This is a genomic window from Micromonospora sp. NPDC051196 (assembly GCF_040682415.1).
Taxonomy (GTDB): domain Bacteria; phylum Actinomycetota; class Actinomycetes; order Mycobacteriales; family Micromonosporaceae; genus Micromonospora.
This window is the reverse complement of the sequence record NZ_JBFBAY010000008.1, coordinates 60,921-75,810: the sequence shown is the minus strand read 5'-3', so window position 1 is coordinate 75,810 and position 14,890 is coordinate 60,921. Positions and strand designations below refer to the sequence as shown.

Here is a 14,890-nt window from a genome sequence, read left to right as displayed (position 1 = left end):
TGCCTGAGGCGTTAAGAAGGGGCCCTTCCTTACACGAAGGAGCCGGGTTCGCTGGGGGCGGAGACGACGTCGGGCTCCTCGCCCCCCGGCCTAACGATCTCCACGCTCACCTTGTGCGGGCGGAGTTCGCCGCTGGCGATCCGCTCGGCGAAGTGACAGGCGACCCGGCTGCCGCCGATCTCGCGCAGCGCCGGACGTTCATCCGCGCAGCGGGTCGGCTGTGCCCACGGGCACCGGGTGTGGAAGCGGCAGCCCTTCGGCGGATTGGCCGGCGATGGCAGGTCACCGGCGAGCAGGATCCGCTCCCGGCGATCCTCCACGTCGGGGTCGGGCACCGGCACCGCCGACATCAGCGCCCGGGTGTACGGGTGCAGCGGCTCGGTGTAGAGCCGGTCGCCGGGTGCCTCCTCGACCAGTGCGCCCAGGTACATCACGCCGACCGTGTCGGAGATGTGCCGGACCACCGCCAGGTCGTGCGCGATCACCAGGTAGGTCAGACCGAGGCTGTCCTGTAGCTCGTCGAGCAGGTTGACCACCTGGGCCTGGATCGACACGTCCAGCGCGGAGACCGGCTCGTCGGCGACGATCAGTTCCGGACCCAGCACCAGTGCGCGGGCGATGCCGATGCGCTGCCGCTGACCCCCGGAGAACTCGTGCGGGTAGCGGGAGAGCGCCCAGCGGGGCAGCCCGACCTTGTCCAGCGTCTCCGAGATGATCTTCCGGCGGGCTTCCCGGCTGTCACCGATGCCGTGCGTCTGCAAGCCCTCGGTCAGGATCGACTCGACGTTCTGCCGAGGGTCGAGGCTGGACATCGGATCCTGGAAGATCATTTGCATCCGCCGGCGCATGGTGCGCAGTTTGCCCGGCGCGAGCTTGGTCAGCTCGACCCCGTCGAAGCTGACCTCACCGGCGGTCGGCGGGGTGAGCTGGAGCAGTGCCCGCCCGAGGGTGGACTTGCCGCAACCCGACTCGCCGACCAGGCCGTAGGTCTTGCCACGCGGGATCCGCAGGTCGACGCCGTCGACCGCCATGACGTGGCCGACCGTCCGGTCGAACAGCACTCCCCGCTTGATCGGGAAGTGCACCTTCAGGTCCCGCACCTCGACGAGGATGTCGCTCTCGGTCATGACTTCTCCTCCTCGCGCGGCGCCGGCACCGGGCCGCCGGCCGAGGCCGCGTCACCGGCCGTCACTGTGTCGACGGTCGACGCCGTTTCCACAGGTGACGCCGTATCGACGGGTGACGCGGCGGGTGTCGGGTCCGACAGCGGAGCCGGGTTGACGCAACGGTAGCTGCGGCCGTCATGGGTCAGCACCAACTCCGGCGGCTGGCCCACGCAGGCATCCACCCGGCGGGTGCAGCGCGGGGCGAAGGCGCAACCCTCCGCCCAGGGCAGCAGATCCCGTACCGAGCCCGGAATGGGGTTGAGTCGCTCGCCGCGTCCGGCGTCCAGGCGCGGCACCGACCCGAGCAACCCCACGGTGTACGGGTGCCGTGGCTCGCGGAACAGCGGACGTCGTCGTGCGGTCTCCACCACCCGGCCGCCGTACAACACGTTGATCGTGTCGCACATGCCGGCCACCACGCCGAGATCATGCGTGATCATCACCAGCGCGGTGCCGGAGTCTCGGACCAGATCCTTGAGCAGTTCCAGGATCTGCGCCTGGATGGTGACGTCCAGCGCCGTCGTCGGCTCGTCGGCGATCAGCAGGCGAGGCTGGCAGGCAACCGCCATGGCGATCAGGGCGCGCTGACGCATCCCGCCGGAGAGCTGGTGCGGATATTCCTTGAGACGTCGCTTCGGATCCGGGATGCCGACCCGGTCCAGCAGTTGGGCGGCTTCCTTCGCCGCCGCGTCGCCCCTCATCCCGCGGTGCCGGGTCAACACCTCGGTGACCTGGAGGCCGATCGGGATGACCGGGTTCAGCGACGACAGCGGATCCTGGAAGATCATCGCGACGTCCCGGCCCCGGATGTCCCGCCGTGACCGGTCGTCGAGTTGGAGCAGATCGGTGCCGTCGAAGACCGCCTTGCCGCCCACCCGCAACCCGGGCTGCTTGGGCAGCAACCCCATGATGGCCAGCGAGGTCACCGACTTGCCGCAGCCGGACTCGCCGACCAGGCCGACCACCTCACCGGCGTCGACCGAGAAGGAAACCCCGTCGACGGCGCGTACGGTGCGCTGACCCCGCCGGGAGAAGCTGACGGAGAGGTCGTCCACTTCAAGTAGTGCCATTTTTCTACTTCCGCAGCTTCGGGTCGAGGGCCTCACGCATCGCCTCACCGAGCAGGGTGAAGCCCAGCGCGGTGATGATGATGGCGATCGCCGGGTAGATGGCCAGCGCGGGCCGGATGCCGAGCCACGGCTGTGCGTCGGCCAGCATCACGCCCCACTCGGGTACGGACGAGTCCGGGTTACCCAGGCCGAGGTAGGACAGGGCGGCGGCCTCGATGATCGCGGTGGCGAGCGTCAACGTGGCCTGCACGATGACCGGAGCGAGCGAGTTCGGCAGCACATGGGCCAGCGCGATCTTCGACTTGCGTACGCCGAGCGAGGTGGCCGCCAGCACGTAGTCCTTGTTGGACTGCGCGATCATCGAACCGCGCAGCAGCCGGGCGAAGACCGGCACCGAGACCATACCGACGGCGATCATGACGGTGGTCAGGCTCGGCCCGAGCAGCGCGGCGATGCTCACCGCGAGCAGCAGGCTGGGCAGCGCCAGCAGCATGTCGATGAACCGCATCAGGGCGGCGTCCACCCAGCGGCCCCAGCGGCCGCCGAGCCCGGCGGCGGCACCGGCCACACCACCGATCAGCGCGCCGAGCGCCAGACCGATCAGGGTGGCTACCACGCCGACCAGCAGGGTCTGTCGGGCCCCGACGACCATCCGGCTGAACACGTCCCGGCCCTGGTGGTCGTAGCCGAGCCAGTGCTCGGCCGAGGGGCCCGGGATCAGGCCCTGGCCAACCTTGACCACACCCTCACGGATGCCCATGGTGTCCGTCGGGCCGTATGGCACGAAGAACGGCCCGAAGACGGCGACCAGTACGAAGATGGTCAGGATGACCGCGCCGACGATGGCGGCGGGGTTGCGTCGCAGCCGGCGGAACGCGTCCTGCCAGAGGCTGACACCGCGCTCCTCCTCGCGGGCCGCGAGTTCGGCGAGGCGGTCGATCTTCTCGCGCTTCTTCCCGCTGATGATCGTCATCGGACCCTCACCCTCGGGTCGATCAGGCTGTACGAGAGGTCCACGACCAGGTTCACCAGCACGTAGACCACCGAGATGATCATGATGAAGCCCATCAGGACGGGATAGTCACGCTGGCTGATGGAGTCGGCAAGAAATGCCCCGATCCCGCTGAACGCGAAGACCGTCTCGGTGAGCACCGCGCCGGAGAGCAGACCGCCGGTGAGCAGACCGATCGAGGTGGCCACCGGCAGCATCGCGTTGCGCAGCACATGGCGGCGGCGTACCACGTTCTCGGTCAGGCCCTTGGCCTCGGCGGTGCGTACGAAGTCCTCGTTGAGCACCTCGAGCACGCTGGCGCGGGTGATCCGGACGATGATCGCCAACGGGATGCTCGCCAACGCCATGCCCGGCAGGATCAGATGCCAGAGCGCGTCGGCGGCGGCGTCCCACTCCCGGGTCATCAGTCCGTCCAGGACGAAGAAGTTGGTGATCCGAGTGGCACCGATGATCGGGTCCTGCCGGCCGCTGGACGGGAACCAGCCAAGGTTCTCCGAGAAGATCGCCTTGAGCACGTACGCCAAGAAGAAGACCGGGATGCAGATGCCGATCAGCGATCCGCCGACGGAGGCGTGGTCGAGGAACCGGCCACGACGACGAGCGGCCAGGTAGCCCAGCGGGATGCCGATGCCGATCGCGATCACCATCGCGGTGATGGTCAGCTCGACGGTGCCGGGGAAGCGCTGGAGGAACTCGGTGGTCACCTCGCGCTTGGTGGAGATGGACGTACCGAGGTCGAGGCGGATCATCCGCTTCACGAACCGGCCGTACTGGATCAGGACCGGCTCGTCGAGGCCGAGATTCTGGCGGATGGCGGCCCGCATCTCGGGCGTACCCCGCTCGCCGAGGATCGCGGTCTCAGGGCCGCCGGGCAGCCGCCGGAGCCAGATGAACAACAGGATGGAGAGCCCGAACAGCGTGGGTATCAGCTGTAATAGGCGTCTGACGATGAACCGGAACACGGCGGCCTCGGAGGGTGTGCTGAGGATCGCGGGCGGACGCTGTGGGTAACAGCGTCCGCCCGCGGTCGGTGCTTCAGGTCAGGACTTGAACTCGACGGTGGAGAACCGCTCGTCGGTGAGCGGGCTCGCCTTGACCCCGGTCACGTCCTTGCCGAACACGATGGCCGGCGGCGAGTGCGAGATCGGCACACCGGGCAGGAAGTTCATGATGTCGGCGTTCAGCTCCTTGTAGAGCGCGATCTTGGCCGCCTGGTCGGCGGTGCTGTCAGCCTGCTTGAACTTCTCGAACAGGGCCGGGTTGTTGAAGCCCCACTCGACCTTCTGTCGGTCGAAGAACGTACCGATGAAGTTGTAGGCGTCGCCGTAGTCGCCGGTCCACCCGAGGAAGTGGATGTCGTGCTTGTCACCGGCGGTGACGGCGTTCAGGTAGTCCGGGCTCCACTTGAGCGGGATCGGCTCGATCTTGATGCCGGCCGCCTGAAGATCCGCCGAGATCAGCTCGAACAGGTCCTTCGGGTTCGGCATGTACGGCCGGGTGACCTCGGTCGGGTAGTGGAACCGCAGGGTCAGATCCGACGCGCCGGCCTCGGCCAGCAGTGCCTTGGCCTTCTCGACGTCGTACTCGTACTTGGTGACGTCGCCGTTCCAGCCCTCGACGGTGTCCGGGAAGAAGTTCACCGCGACCTGGGCACCCGGGGGCAGCTTCGAGTCGACCAGGGCCTGACGGTTGATCGCGTGCGCGAGCGCCTGCCGGACCTTGAGGTCGGCCAGCTTCGGGTTTCCACTCTGGTTGATCGCCAGGTAGAGGATGTTGAAGGCCGGGCGGGTCAGGAGGTTGAAGCCTTCGCTCTTCAGCGGCTCGACGTCGGCCGGACCAACCAGGTCGTAGCCCTGGATGCCGCCGGAACGCAGCTCCTGCTTACGCGCGTTCTCGTCCGAGATGGTCTTGAAGATCAGGGTCTTGAGCTTGGCCTTGTCGCCCCAGTAGTCCTCGTTACGCTCCAGGGTGAGCGTCTTGTTCGGAACGTCCCAGGACTTGAACTTGAACGGACCGGTACCGGTCGGGTGCTCGGTCGCGTACGGCGGGTACTTGATGTCGTCCGCGCTGCCCGAGATGTTGCTGGCGTCGTACTGCTCCAGCGCCTTGGGGCTGGAGATGGAGAAGGACGGCAGCATCAGGGCGGCCGGGATCTTGCTGGAGACCCGGGTGAAGGCCAGGTTGACCGTGGTGGGGTCGACGGCGGTGCAGGACTTGAAGAGGCTCTCCGGCAGAGTGTCCCGCTCATTGGCGGCGAAGCCACCCATGATGTCCTGCCAGTACGGGGTCACGTCCGGGCTCTGCATCAGACCCTTGGCGTTGTACAAACGGTTGAAGTTGTAGCAGACCGCCTCGGCGTTGAACTCCTCACCGTCGTGGAACTTCACGCCGGAACGCAGCTTGAACGTCCAGGTCGTGCCGGCAGCGTCCGGCTCCCAGGACTCCGCGAGACCGGGACTGACCTTGGTGCCACCCTCTTCCGGGCGGACCAGGGTTTCGAACACCTGACGGGCCACGCGCAGCGATTCACCGTCGCTGGCGAGGCTGGGGTCCAGCACCTTCGGGTCTCCGGCAACGCCGAAGACGAGGGTGTCCTTCTTACTACCGCCGGAACCTTCTTCGCGATCGCTCTCGGCACAGCCTGCAACCGCGAGGGCCGCGGCCGCCAGGGCCGCGATAGCGACCTTCGGCCTGGATGCACGCATGGTGCTTCACCTCGTCCTAGGGGGTACGGACAACGTGGTGACAGGGTCACCGATGGCCGTGACCTTAGCTCCCGTTCGGACTGACCGGAAACGGCGCGGGAAGCTCTTGGTACCGGATCGTGTCCTTAGTGACCAGCCGCCGTAACACCGTCCACCGGACAATGGGGCAAACAGCCTAATAAGCCCACGCCAATCGATATCATTCTGTTACATCAATCGAACGTCCGATCACGACAGTGTCATACCCGGCGGGCCGCGGAAGCCGTGCCCGCACAGCGCGGGCACGGCTCGAACGCTGCGCGCTAAACCGCCCGCCGCCCCTCGAAAGCGCGACCCAGCGTGATCTCGTCGGCGTACTCCAGGTCGCCGCCGACCGGCAGGCCACTGGCCAGCCGGGTCACCGAGATCCCCATCGGCTTGACCATCAACGCGAGGTACGTGGCGGTCGCCTCGCCCTCGGTGTTCGGATCGGTGGCCAGGATCAGCTCACGGACCGTGCCGCTACCGAGGCGGGCCATCAACTCCCGGATCCGCAGATTGTCCGGACCGATGCCCTCCAGCGGATTGATCGCCCCGCCGAGCACGTGGTATCGCCCCCGGAACTCACCGGTCCGCTCGATCGCCACGACATCCTTCGGCTCCTCGACGACACAGATCACCTCGTCGCTGCGGCGCGGGTCGCGGCAGATCCGGCACTGGTCGGACTCGGCGACGTTGTAGCAACTGGTGCAGAACCGCACCAACTCCTTGACCTTGCGCAACGCGCCCGCCAGCCGGTTGACGTCGGCCGGATCCGCGGACAGCACGTAGAAGGCGATCCGCTGAGCACTCTTCGGACCAACGCCCGGCAGCCGACCCAGCTCGTCGATCAGGTCCTGGATGGCACCCTCGTACATCTGCGGGCTCAGAACCCGGGCAGGCCGAGGCCGCCCATCCCGCCCGCCACCGGGCCCATCTTCTGCTCGGTCAACTGGCGGGCCGCCTCGCTGGCGTTGTGCAGCGCCGCGACGACCAGGTCCTCCAGGGTCTCCACGTCCTCTGGGTCGACCGCCTTCGGATCAATCTTGATGCTCTTGATCTCGCCGGCACCGGAGACCGTCGCGGTGACCAGACCACCACCGGCAGTGCCGGACACCTCGGCCTCGGCCAACTCGGCCTGCGCCTTGGCGATCTGCTGCTGCATCTTCTGCGCCTGCTTCAGCATCTGCTGCATGTTCGGCTGTCCACCAGGCCGCACGACGGCTCCCTCAACTCGGCTACGTAACCAGGCCCACCCTAACGGCCCAACACCCCCACCCCACCACCACGCGCCTCCGCCGCCCCAGCCCGCCGATCTTGCACTTCTGGTCGCCGGATTGTCCCGGATGAGGCATTCGCCCCGACAGGAAGTGCAAGATCGGCGACTAGGTGGGTGGGTGGGTGGCGCGGGGTCAGCGGGTGTCGACTTCGCTGATCTTCTCGGTGGCGGCGAATGCCTCGCGGAGCAGGCGTACCGCCTGTTCCTCGCTCGACTCACGGGCGGTCTTCTCGTCGATGATCTCGTCCAGCGGCTCGTCGCCCGGATCGAACCCCTCGTAGGAGGCCGTCGGCGCCGACTGGGCGCCACCGCCGCGTACCGGCCCGTCGAAATCCGGATCGTACGGCGGCTCACCGGCGAACTCGGCGTCCGCGGTCTGCCGGGCCGCCTGGACCGTACGCGTCCCCCGTCCGGCCGCCGCCGCACGGGCCGCCGCGATCGCGCTGCTCGCCGGAGCGCCTCTGGTGCTGCCGTTGGCCGGTACGTCCGACCGGGCTGCCTTCGCCCCCGCTGCCGAGCCGCTCGCCGCGACCGCAGCCGCAGTCCCAGCGGCCACCCGCGCACTCGCCGGAGCCGCCCCACCGGAAGTCGACCCGACCGGCGGCACCCCGCCGGCAGTTGCCTCGACCGCACGCGCCCGGCCAGGGTCCGCCTCGACCGACCGGGCCCTGCTGGAGGCGCCGTTCGCGGAAGTGCCGGAGTCCGCAGCACCGTTCCCGGAGCTGCCACCCGGGCGCGCCGCCTCCGGCCAGTCGTTCTCCGCGTCGCCCACCGCAGCGGCGCTGGGGGCGGAGCCGCCGGGACGGGCCGGCTCGGGCCAGCCCTCGTCGTCCCCCGCCGCTCCCCCGGCCGATCCGGGACGCCCGCCGGAGGCACCCGCGTCACCGGCCGACGATGCCCCGCCACCGGCCGACTGTGCCGCAGCCACCGGTGGTAAAGACACCGACAACGTGGTGCCGTTCGGCGGCGCGGCGGACGGCGAACGAGACGGTGCGGGGACCGTGGCGCGCGGGTTGCCCGGTGACATCCCGCTCCGCTCGCCAGCCACCTCGAACCGGATCTGCCAGCGCCCGCCCAACTCCTCGTAGAGCGCGTCGGTGAGCACCTGCGCGTGGTCGGACATCATCCGGGCCAGCACGGCCGACTTCACGGTCAGCACGAGGGTGTCGCCGTCGAGGTCGCGGACCACCGCGTCACGCATCAGCGCCGCGATCTTCTTGTTGCTCCGGTTCACCTTTCCGACCACCTCCGGCCAGGCCCGGCGCACCGCGACCGCGTCGAGCACGCCGGGAGCCACCGCGCCGGGGCGGGGCGGCTCGGGAGTGACCGGGTCGGGCATGACCGCCGAAGGGGGCACCTGCCGCCGTGGGGTGGCCGACGCGGCAGCATCGCCCGTAGCGACACCACCGGCCGAGCCGTGGCCGGCAGCCGACCCGGCATCGCCGCTGCCAGCCTGGGTCGCCCCGCCACCGTTGACGGCACCCGAGGCAGCGCCACTGCCGACCTGGGCCGCCCCGCCACCGTCGGTGGTAGCCGGCGCGGCAGCGGCGGTCGCGGCCTGAGGCGCGGCGGCAGCCGCGGGCGGGGCGGAAGGCTGGGTGCGTACCGCCGGGGTGGTGGTGGCCGGCGCGGAGTCGGCGGCGGCCGGCAGGGCGTCGGTGCCGGCGAGGGTGAGCCGGCGTTCCATGCGTTCAAGACGCTGGAGCAGGCCGCCGGTGGAATCGTCGGCGCTGGGCAGCAGCATCCGGGCGCAGATCAGCTCCAGCAGCAGCCGGGGCGCGGTGGTGCCGCGCATCTCCACCAGGCCGTTGTGCACGATGTCGGCGCAGCGGGACAGCGTGGCGGGGCCGAGCCGCTGGGCCTGGGCGGTCATCCGCTCGATCTGGTCGGCCGGGCCGTCGATCAGGCCCTTGGCGGCGGCGTCCGGCACCTGCTGGAGCACGATCAGGTCACGCAGGCGTTCCAGCAGATCCGAGGCGAACCGACGCGGGTCGTGCCCGGCCTCGGCGACCCGGTCGACGGTGGCGTACGCGGCGGCGCCGTCCCCGGCGGCCAGGGCGTCGCACATCTCGTCGATCAGCGCCGCGTCGGTGACGCCGAGCAGCGCGGCGGCGCGAGCGTACGTGACGCCGTCCGGGCCGGCACCGGCGATGAGCTGGTCGAGTACGGAGAGACTGTCCCGGGCGCTGCCCCCACCGGCCCGCACGACCAGCGGGAACACCGCCGGCTCGACCTCGACGCCCTCGGCCTGGCAGAGCTGCTCCAGGTAGGGCCGCAGCACCTTCGGCGGGATCAGCCGGAACGGGTAGTGATGGGTCCGCGACTTGATCGTGCCGAGGACCTTCTCCGGCTCGGTGGTGGCGAAGATGAACTTGACGTACTCCGGAGGCTCCTCGACCAGCTTGAGCAGGGCGTTGAAGCCGGCCGACGAAACCATGTGCGCTTCGTCGATGACATAGATCTTGAAACGGCTGCTGGCCGGCGCGAAGAACGCCTTCTCCCGCAGCTCACGGGCATCATCCACACCACCGTGGCTGGCCGCGTCGATCTCGATGACGTCGATCGAGCCAGCCCCGTCACTGCCCAGCGAGCGGCACGACGCGCAGACCCCGCACGGCTCCGGGGTGGGACCGTGCTCACAGTTCAGTGAGCGGGCCAGGATCCGGGCGCTGGAGGTCTTGCCGCAGCCTCGCGGCCCGGAGAAGAGGTACGCATGGTTGAGCCGCCCGCTACGCAGCGCCTGCGACAGCGGCTCGGTGACGTGCTCCTGCCCGATGACCTCGGCGAAGGTACGCGGCCGGTACTTGCGGTAGAGCGCCAGTGCCATGGCGTCCCGCCTCCTCTCGACCGCGCCATTCTCCGCCGCCCGCGCCCGACTGACCACCCACCCCGCCGGGCACTCACCTGTGATCGACTCCGTTACGCCGATGTGGCGGCATCGACAGGCTCGGGACACCCCATACCGCCGAAACGGCGTCGATCATGGGGCCTTGAGACGAAAAGGCCCCCCGTGCACCCGGCAGAGCTCGCTTATCCTTGCTGCCTTCCGGCCCTGGGGAGGTTCACGAGATACCGCCGCACGGGAGGTGGCTCCAGCCTACCCGACCCGTCGTCGATCTTCAGGGGGTGGTGGGGTGGGCAACGTCTCGGGGACCTGTATCCTGGCTCGCGGAGGATTCGCCTAGAGGCCTAGGGCGCACGCTTGGAAAGCGTGTTGGGTTCACACCCTCACGAGTTCGAATCTCGTATCCTCCGCTCGTCAGAGCTGGAAAAACGACAGGGCCGGCCCCCGAAGGGACCGGCCCTGAGTCGTACCTACGGTCGCTCTCGTCTCAGTTGTCGTCTCACTTGCCCTGTTCCGGCTCGTCGGGCGGCGGCTCGGTGGCCTTCTCCCCCGGCCCGCTCGGTGGGTCTCCCCAGAGCAGTCCGCCGAGTTGCTGCGCGATGTCCCGGCGTACCTGGTCGGTCATGTGCTGGTACCGGACGGCCATCGCTGAGTTAGACCAGCCCATGATGCCCATCACGGCGCGGCCGGAGACGCCGAGGACCAGGAGCACGGTAGCGGCGGTATGCCGAGCGTCGTGCAGTCGGCCATCCCGCACTCCGGCGAGCTTGAGGAGCCGTTTCCACTCGTCGTAATCCGTCGCCTGGTGGATCGCCTCGCCGGTCGGCGAGGCAAATACCCATCCTTCGTCCCGCCAGAGTTGCGCGGCGGTTTCGCGCTCGGCGTCCTGTTCTTTCCGGTGCCGCCGCAGCAGGTCGACCAGCGCATCCGGCAGACCGATTGAGCGTCGACCAGCACGCGATTTCGTGTCAGCTGCAACCGGGCGTTCGTTCACCCGCTCAGGACATTGACCGGGCAACTTCTGTTCGCACTTCCCGTCGCAGCCGTGCCGCCATTTCGGCCGAAGCAGTGCCCGGCGGACGGTCAACGATCCGTTGTCCAAATCCACGTCCGACCATTTCAGGCCGAGCGCTTCGCCCTGGCGCAGACCGAGCGCCAGCGCCACCGCCCATCGCGCGCTGTTCCGCCGCGACGATGCCGCACGCAGGATCGCCTGCACCTCCGGAACGGAGTACGGCTGCACCTCGGAATCCGGCAGGCGGGGCGGCTTGGCCAGCGCGGCAGGGTTCCGGGCGAGGTGCCCACGACGGACCGCCTCACCGAGTGCCGTGCGGATGGTTCGGTGCGCCTGGTGGGCGGTGCCGGCCGCGCTGCCGTTGGCCATCATCCGGACGTACAGCCGCTCCAGGTGTTCCGGCTCCAGGCGGTCAAGGCGGTGGGCACCGACACCGGGAATCAGATGCCGACGAACGGCGACCCGGTAGCCGTCAAGGGTGTTCGTCCGCACCACCGGGCCGGCGATGTTCTCGACCCAGTGCGTTAGCCACTTCTCGACCGTCCAGCGGCTACCCGGCTTCCGAACCGTGCCGTTGTCGCGCTCCCGTTCCAGGGCACGAACCTTGCGGATTACCTCGGCTTCGGTTTTTGCCTGAACGTGCCGCCGGTCCGGCTTGCCATCGTCCTTGACGCCGACGGTTACCCGGCCGTGCCAGTAGCCGTCACCGCCCTTGTAGATGCTGGATGCGCCGTTCGGCTTTCTTCCCACTCGTCGGGCTCCTTTCGTCAGGCGGCGTGGTCGAGTTGGGTCGGGTTGGACAGGAGGTTCTGCACGTACTCGTCAAGGCAGAAGGTGGGCACTCGGCGCAGGCGGCCGATGGTGACGGTGCGAATCTGACCCGTCTTGATCAGGGCGTACATCGTGGTACGGCCGATGCCGAGTCGCTCTGCGGCTTGCTCGATGGTCAAAACCACGCGGTTGTCGGGGGTGGTCATCGGTGGGGTGCCCTCCCTCGGGGTGCCGTTGAGTGCTGCGGCTGTTTCAGCAGGCGTGCCGTGCAGCCTGATTCGCACGGTGGGTGCCTTCCGGTCGCTTGCGGTCAGTTATGGGGGTATAGGGATCTATCGCCATAGAAGGGCGCAGAACGGCCCGCTGAGAGCGCCGTAGACGCAAGATTTCGGGTGTCCTGGTGTAAGGCGTAGGGCGGTTGCGTCTGTGTGGCTCTCAGCGGGCCGTTTTGGTGGGCCGGTGGCCGACGGTCGGGGCAGGGGTGGTCCGGTCAGGGTCGGCGGTGGGTGACGTGTCGCCGGGGGGTATCCGTACCATCCGTACCAAGCTCGTTTTGCCTGGTCAGGTGCGGTACGGATTGGTGTGCTGGTACGGATTGATCCGTACCAGGGCCACGGCTGGGTGGGGTTGGTGGTACGGATCGATCCGTACCAGGTGGGTAATCCGTACCGGGGATGACCTGCGGAAATGAGGGTGGGACGGATGGTACGGATGGGGCGGGGCAGTACCGGTTCCATGCGTCGGTGAAGGCTTCTCGGGTGTAGCCCTTGGCCTGTCCGACGGGGAAGCGGATGGTGGTCGAGGTGATGCCGAATTCGCGGAGCAGGTCGCCGAGTCGTTTGCCGGTGAGGCCGGTTGGCCCGAATGCTGCCCAGGGTGCTTCGTCGTCGCCGTTGAGCGCGGCGAGTAGGTCGTGTGTGGATGCGGCGGGTGGGTCGCCGAGCACGGTGAACGCAGTCCGCACGTCGGCCAGGAGTCGCACGCGGGTGGAGACGTTGCCTGCTTCGTCGGCCTCGGCGGTGAGGGTGGTGACGGCGTGCCGGGCGCGTGCCGGCCAGGTGCCGCCGGCCAGGTCGGCGACGGCCACGAGGGGTTCCCAGGTGTCGGCGGCACGGTCTTCGACCGGCATGGGCGGTTCCGCGGCTTCGAGCGCGGCGAGGTTCGCGCCAAGCCACACGGTGAGCCGTTGCGCGATCGCGCGCAGCGCGGGTCCGTCACGGCGGTGCCGGTAGGGAGCAACGGTTTCGCCGGGGGCGCGGCGGCGCATCCGGACGACGACGGCCCGGTCTTCGATGGTGTCGGGCATCGCCCCGATACCGGCCAGTGCCGCCATGGCGAAGGTGGGGATCTTCTCCAATCGCTGCGTTCCGGCGTCCCACCGGATCGCGGGCCGGTTGCGTTGGTGACCAGCGTTGAGCAGACCGCGTAGGTCTTCGTTCGCGTCGGCGTTCTTCCCACCAAAGATGGTGTCCGCCTCGTCGACGAGCAGCGTCGGCGGGTTGTCGGTGCCGATGGCCCGATAGACGGCGGCCGGTGAGGCGTTGACGGTGATCAGCGGGTTGTGGCAGCACCCTTCCACCACGTCCAGCAGCCGGCTTTTCCCGCACCGCTTTTCCGGCGCCCGAATCACGAGGCGGGGCGCGTGCGCCCATGCGGGTTGGGCGTGGGTTGCGGCGATCCACAGCGCCACGGCGTCGATCGCCTCGGCGGACGGCAGGATCACGTACCGGGTCAGGGCGGCATGGAGGGTGTCCAGGATGGCCGCGCCGTCGATTTGTTCGCTGGTAGTCATGCGGCGACTCCTTCGGCTCGGAAGCCGCCACGGATGGCGGCCCGGATATCGCGGTCGGTTTGCTCTGCGCGGCGGCCGGCGTCGGTGAGAGCGGCGATCGCGTCGGCGTAGTCGATGGCTCCGGCGGTGACCATCCGGGCCACGCCTCGGGCGACGCCGTAGAGGGTGGTGCGGCGGACCCCTTCGGGGGCGGCGGTCACGCGGTCGAGCAGCACGGCTAGGAGGCGGTCGGGATGGGAGATGCCCCCCGCCTCACGTACGCGCGTCGGGCCGGTCACGGTCGCCACGGGTGGTGCCGGCGGCGGTAGGCAGGCCGTGAGCAGGGCGGGGGGCATCTCCCCTACCTGCGTGTCCCTGCCGGTCGCCCATCGGTACGGGCGTCCGGTACGCGGGTGCACCGACGGTGGCAGCACGACGTAGCCGCCATCGGCTTTCACGTCGACCCCGGGGCCGAGTCCTTGTCCCGGCTTGCCCTGGCTGCACGGCACTCGGCGGCCGGGGTGCCGGTAGTACAGGTGCCACCCACCGGAGCCGGTGACCACGTACGCGGTCGGCGGCAGAAGTCTCCGGCCGATGAGGTCGGTCATGGTGGTACGGCCATCGTGGGCGGGGTCGATGTCGATGACGACGGTTCCCGACGCGGCACCGGTGCGCAGCGCTAGCTGTCCGTTGGGGACGGCGGCCACGATCGCGGCCACCCGGTCTGGGTTGGTGGTGGCGGCGTAGAAGCCGTGGCAGGTGAGGCACGGGCACCGTTGCTGATCGTGGGTCGGGTCTTCGTCGGCTTTCGGGCAGGCGGGGCAGTTGGCGACGGGCCGTTTGGTGCGGCCGAGCATGAACACCGGCCACCCTCGATCGGCGTAGGTCAGCGCGGCGGTGACTAGCCGGGCAGGGTCGGGCATAGCGGGAACTCCTTTCCGGTGCGGCGGTCGAGAGCCGGGGCCGCGCGGGTGTTGGCCACCGGGTAGTGAGAGCGCGAAGCGCGCCGATTAGGTCATGCGGCCAGCGGCAGCGCACCCGACTGCGGCAGCCGGGGTGGGCGGCGCTGGTGGCGTTCCTGCGCGCACGCGGCACAGTCGCGCCGTTGCAGGTAGACGGGACGGCCGCTGCGGGTGTCGGTGCCGTTGATCCGCCGTCCGCAGATGTGGGGATACGGCTCGGCGTCGGTCACCGGTCGGCCGAGTGCCGCGCTCGCGGCAAGCCACCGCGCCACCGGT

At 69.2% G+C, this 14,890-nt stretch carries 13 protein-coding genes, 1 tRNA gene and 1 other RNA gene; 1 reads left to right on the top strand and 14 read right to left on the bottom strand.

Annotated elements, in window-relative coordinates:
- Positions 1-29: 29 nt before the first annotated feature.
- From AB0M35_RS17245 to ffs, 9 genes are all read right to left on the bottom strand, one after another.
- Positions 30-1,127 carry an oligopeptide/dipeptide ABC transporter ATP-binding protein gene (locus AB0M35_RS17245; protein ID WP_363746348.1) on the bottom strand — a complete coding sequence of 366 codons (1,098 nt, stop codon included), beginning with the start codon at positions 1,125-1,127 and terminating at the stop codon, positions 30-32.
- Positions 1,124-2,236, bottom strand: a complete 1,113-nt coding sequence (locus AB0M35_RS17240; protein ID WP_363746346.1) for an ABC transporter ATP-binding protein — start codon at positions 2,234-2,236, stop codon at positions 1,124-1,126. Before AB0M35_RS17240 ends, AB0M35_RS17245 begins: the two co-directional genes overlap by 4 nt.
- Positions 2,237-2,240: 4 nt before the next feature.
- Positions 2,241-3,209: an ABC transporter permease gene (locus AB0M35_RS17235; protein ID WP_363746344.1), complete on the bottom strand. Its 969-nt coding sequence runs from the start codon at positions 3,207-3,209 to the stop codon at positions 2,241-2,243.
- Positions 3,206-4,210, bottom strand: coding sequence for an ABC transporter permease (locus AB0M35_RS17230; RefSeq protein WP_363746342.1), 1,005 nt, complete (start codon positions 4,208-4,210; stop codon positions 3,206-3,208). Before AB0M35_RS17230 ends, AB0M35_RS17235 begins: the two co-directional genes overlap by 4 nt.
- 78 nt (positions 4,211-4,288) lie before the next feature.
- Positions 4,289-5,953: an ABC transporter substrate-binding protein gene (locus AB0M35_RS17225; protein WP_363746340.1), complete on the bottom strand. Its 1,665-nt coding sequence runs from the start codon at positions 5,951-5,953 to the stop codon at positions 4,289-4,291.
- A gap of 302 nt (positions 5,954-6,255) precedes the next feature.
- Complete coding sequence (gene recR, locus AB0M35_RS17220; RefSeq protein WP_363746339.1) at positions 6,256-6,849, bottom strand: recombination mediator RecR; 594 nt, start codon at positions 6,847-6,849, stop codon at positions 6,256-6,258.
- 8 nt (positions 6,850-6,857) lie between these two features.
- Positions 6,858-7,166, bottom strand: a complete 309-nt coding sequence (locus AB0M35_RS17215; RefSeq protein WP_363746708.1) for a YbaB/EbfC family nucleoid-associated protein — start codon at positions 7,164-7,166, stop codon at positions 6,858-6,860.
- Positions 7,167-7,383: 217 nt separating this feature from the next.
- Positions 7,384-10,077: a DNA polymerase III subunit gamma and tau gene (locus AB0M35_RS17210; protein WP_363746337.1), complete on the bottom strand. Its 2,694-nt coding sequence runs from the start codon at positions 10,075-10,077 to the stop codon at positions 7,384-7,386.
- Positions 10,078-10,249: 172 nt separating this feature from the next.
- Positions 10,250-10,339: signal recognition particle sRNA small type (gene ffs, locus AB0M35_RS17205), an RNA gene on the bottom strand.
- Positions 10,340-10,420: 81 nt separating this feature from the next.
- On the opposite strand from ffs, the gene AB0M35_RS17200 reads away from it, so the two are divergent.
- A tRNA-Ser gene (locus AB0M35_RS17200) sits at positions 10,421-10,505 on the top strand.
- A gap of 89 nt (positions 10,506-10,594) precedes the next feature.
- On the opposite strand, the gene AB0M35_RS17195 is transcribed toward AB0M35_RS17200, so the two are convergent.
- The 5 genes from AB0M35_RS17195 to AB0M35_RS17175 all read right to left on the bottom strand — a co-directional run bounded on the left by AB0M35_RS17195 (position 10,595) and on the right by AB0M35_RS17175 (position 14,886).
- Positions 10,595-11,860 carry a site-specific integrase gene (locus AB0M35_RS17195; RefSeq protein WP_363746335.1) on the bottom strand — a complete coding sequence of 422 codons (1,266 nt, stop codon included), beginning with the start codon at positions 11,858-11,860 and terminating at the stop codon, positions 10,595-10,597.
- Between the two features lie 17 nt (positions 11,861-11,877).
- Positions 11,878-12,165 (bottom strand): helix-turn-helix domain-containing protein, encoded by a 288-nt coding sequence (locus tag AB0M35_RS17190; RefSeq protein WP_363746333.1) that lies wholly within the window; start codon positions 12,163-12,165, stop codon positions 11,878-11,880.
- Positions 12,166-12,371: 206 nt separating this feature from the next.
- Positions 12,372-13,673 carry a DUF3631 domain-containing protein gene (locus AB0M35_RS17185; RefSeq protein ID WP_363746331.1) on the bottom strand — a complete coding sequence of 434 codons (1,302 nt, stop codon included), beginning with the start codon at positions 13,671-13,673 and terminating at the stop codon, positions 12,372-12,374.
- A complete protein-coding gene (locus AB0M35_RS17180; protein WP_363746329.1) occupies positions 13,670-14,575 on the bottom strand; it encodes a bifunctional DNA primase/polymerase in 906 nt (301 codons plus the stop codon). The genes AB0M35_RS17185 and AB0M35_RS17180 overlap by 4 nt, the downstream gene beginning before the upstream one ends.
- Positions 14,576-14,667: 92 nt before the next feature.
- On the bottom strand, positions 14,668-14,886 hold the full coding sequence (locus tag AB0M35_RS17175; RefSeq protein WP_363746327.1) for a hypothetical protein: 219 nt from the start codon (positions 14,884-14,886) through the stop codon (positions 14,668-14,670).
- Between the last annotated feature and the right edge of the window lie 4 nt (positions 14,887-14,890).

Bases quoted from the DNA above. Each gene is read 5' to 3' on its own strand.
- AB0M35_RS17245 (WP_363746348.1), bottom strand. From the start codon at position 1,127: ATGACCGAGAGCGACATCCTCGTCGAGGTGCGGGACCTGAAGGTGCAC.
- AB0M35_RS17240 (WP_363746346.1), bottom strand. From the start codon at position 2,236: ATGGCACTACTTGAAGTGGACGACCTCTCCGTCAGCTTCTCCCGGCGG.
- AB0M35_RS17235 (WP_363746344.1), bottom strand. From the start codon at position 3,209: ATGACGATCATCAGCGGGAAGAAGCGCGAGAAGATCGACCGCCTCGCC.
- AB0M35_RS17225 (WP_363746340.1), bottom strand. From the start codon at position 5,953: ATGCGTGCATCCAGGCCGAAGGTCGCTATCGCGGCCCTGGCGGCCGCG.
- recR (WP_363746339.1), bottom strand. From the start codon at position 6,849: ATGTACGAGGGTGCCATCCAGGACCTGATCGACGAGCTGGGTCGGCTG.
- AB0M35_RS17215 (WP_363746708.1), bottom strand. From the start codon at position 7,166: ATGCAGCAGATGCTGAAGCAGGCGCAGAAGATGCAGCAGCAGATCGCC.
- AB0M35_RS17210 (WP_363746337.1), bottom strand. From the start codon at position 10,077: ATGGCACTGGCGCTCTACCGCAAGTACCGGCCGCGTACCTTCGCCGAG.
- AB0M35_RS17185 (WP_363746331.1), bottom strand. From the start codon at position 13,673: ATGACTACCAGCGAACAAATCGACGGCGCGGCCATCCTGGACACCCTC.
- AB0M35_RS17180 (WP_363746329.1), bottom strand. From the start codon at position 14,575: ATGCCCGACCCTGCCCGGCTAGTCACCGCCGCGCTGACCTACGCCGAT.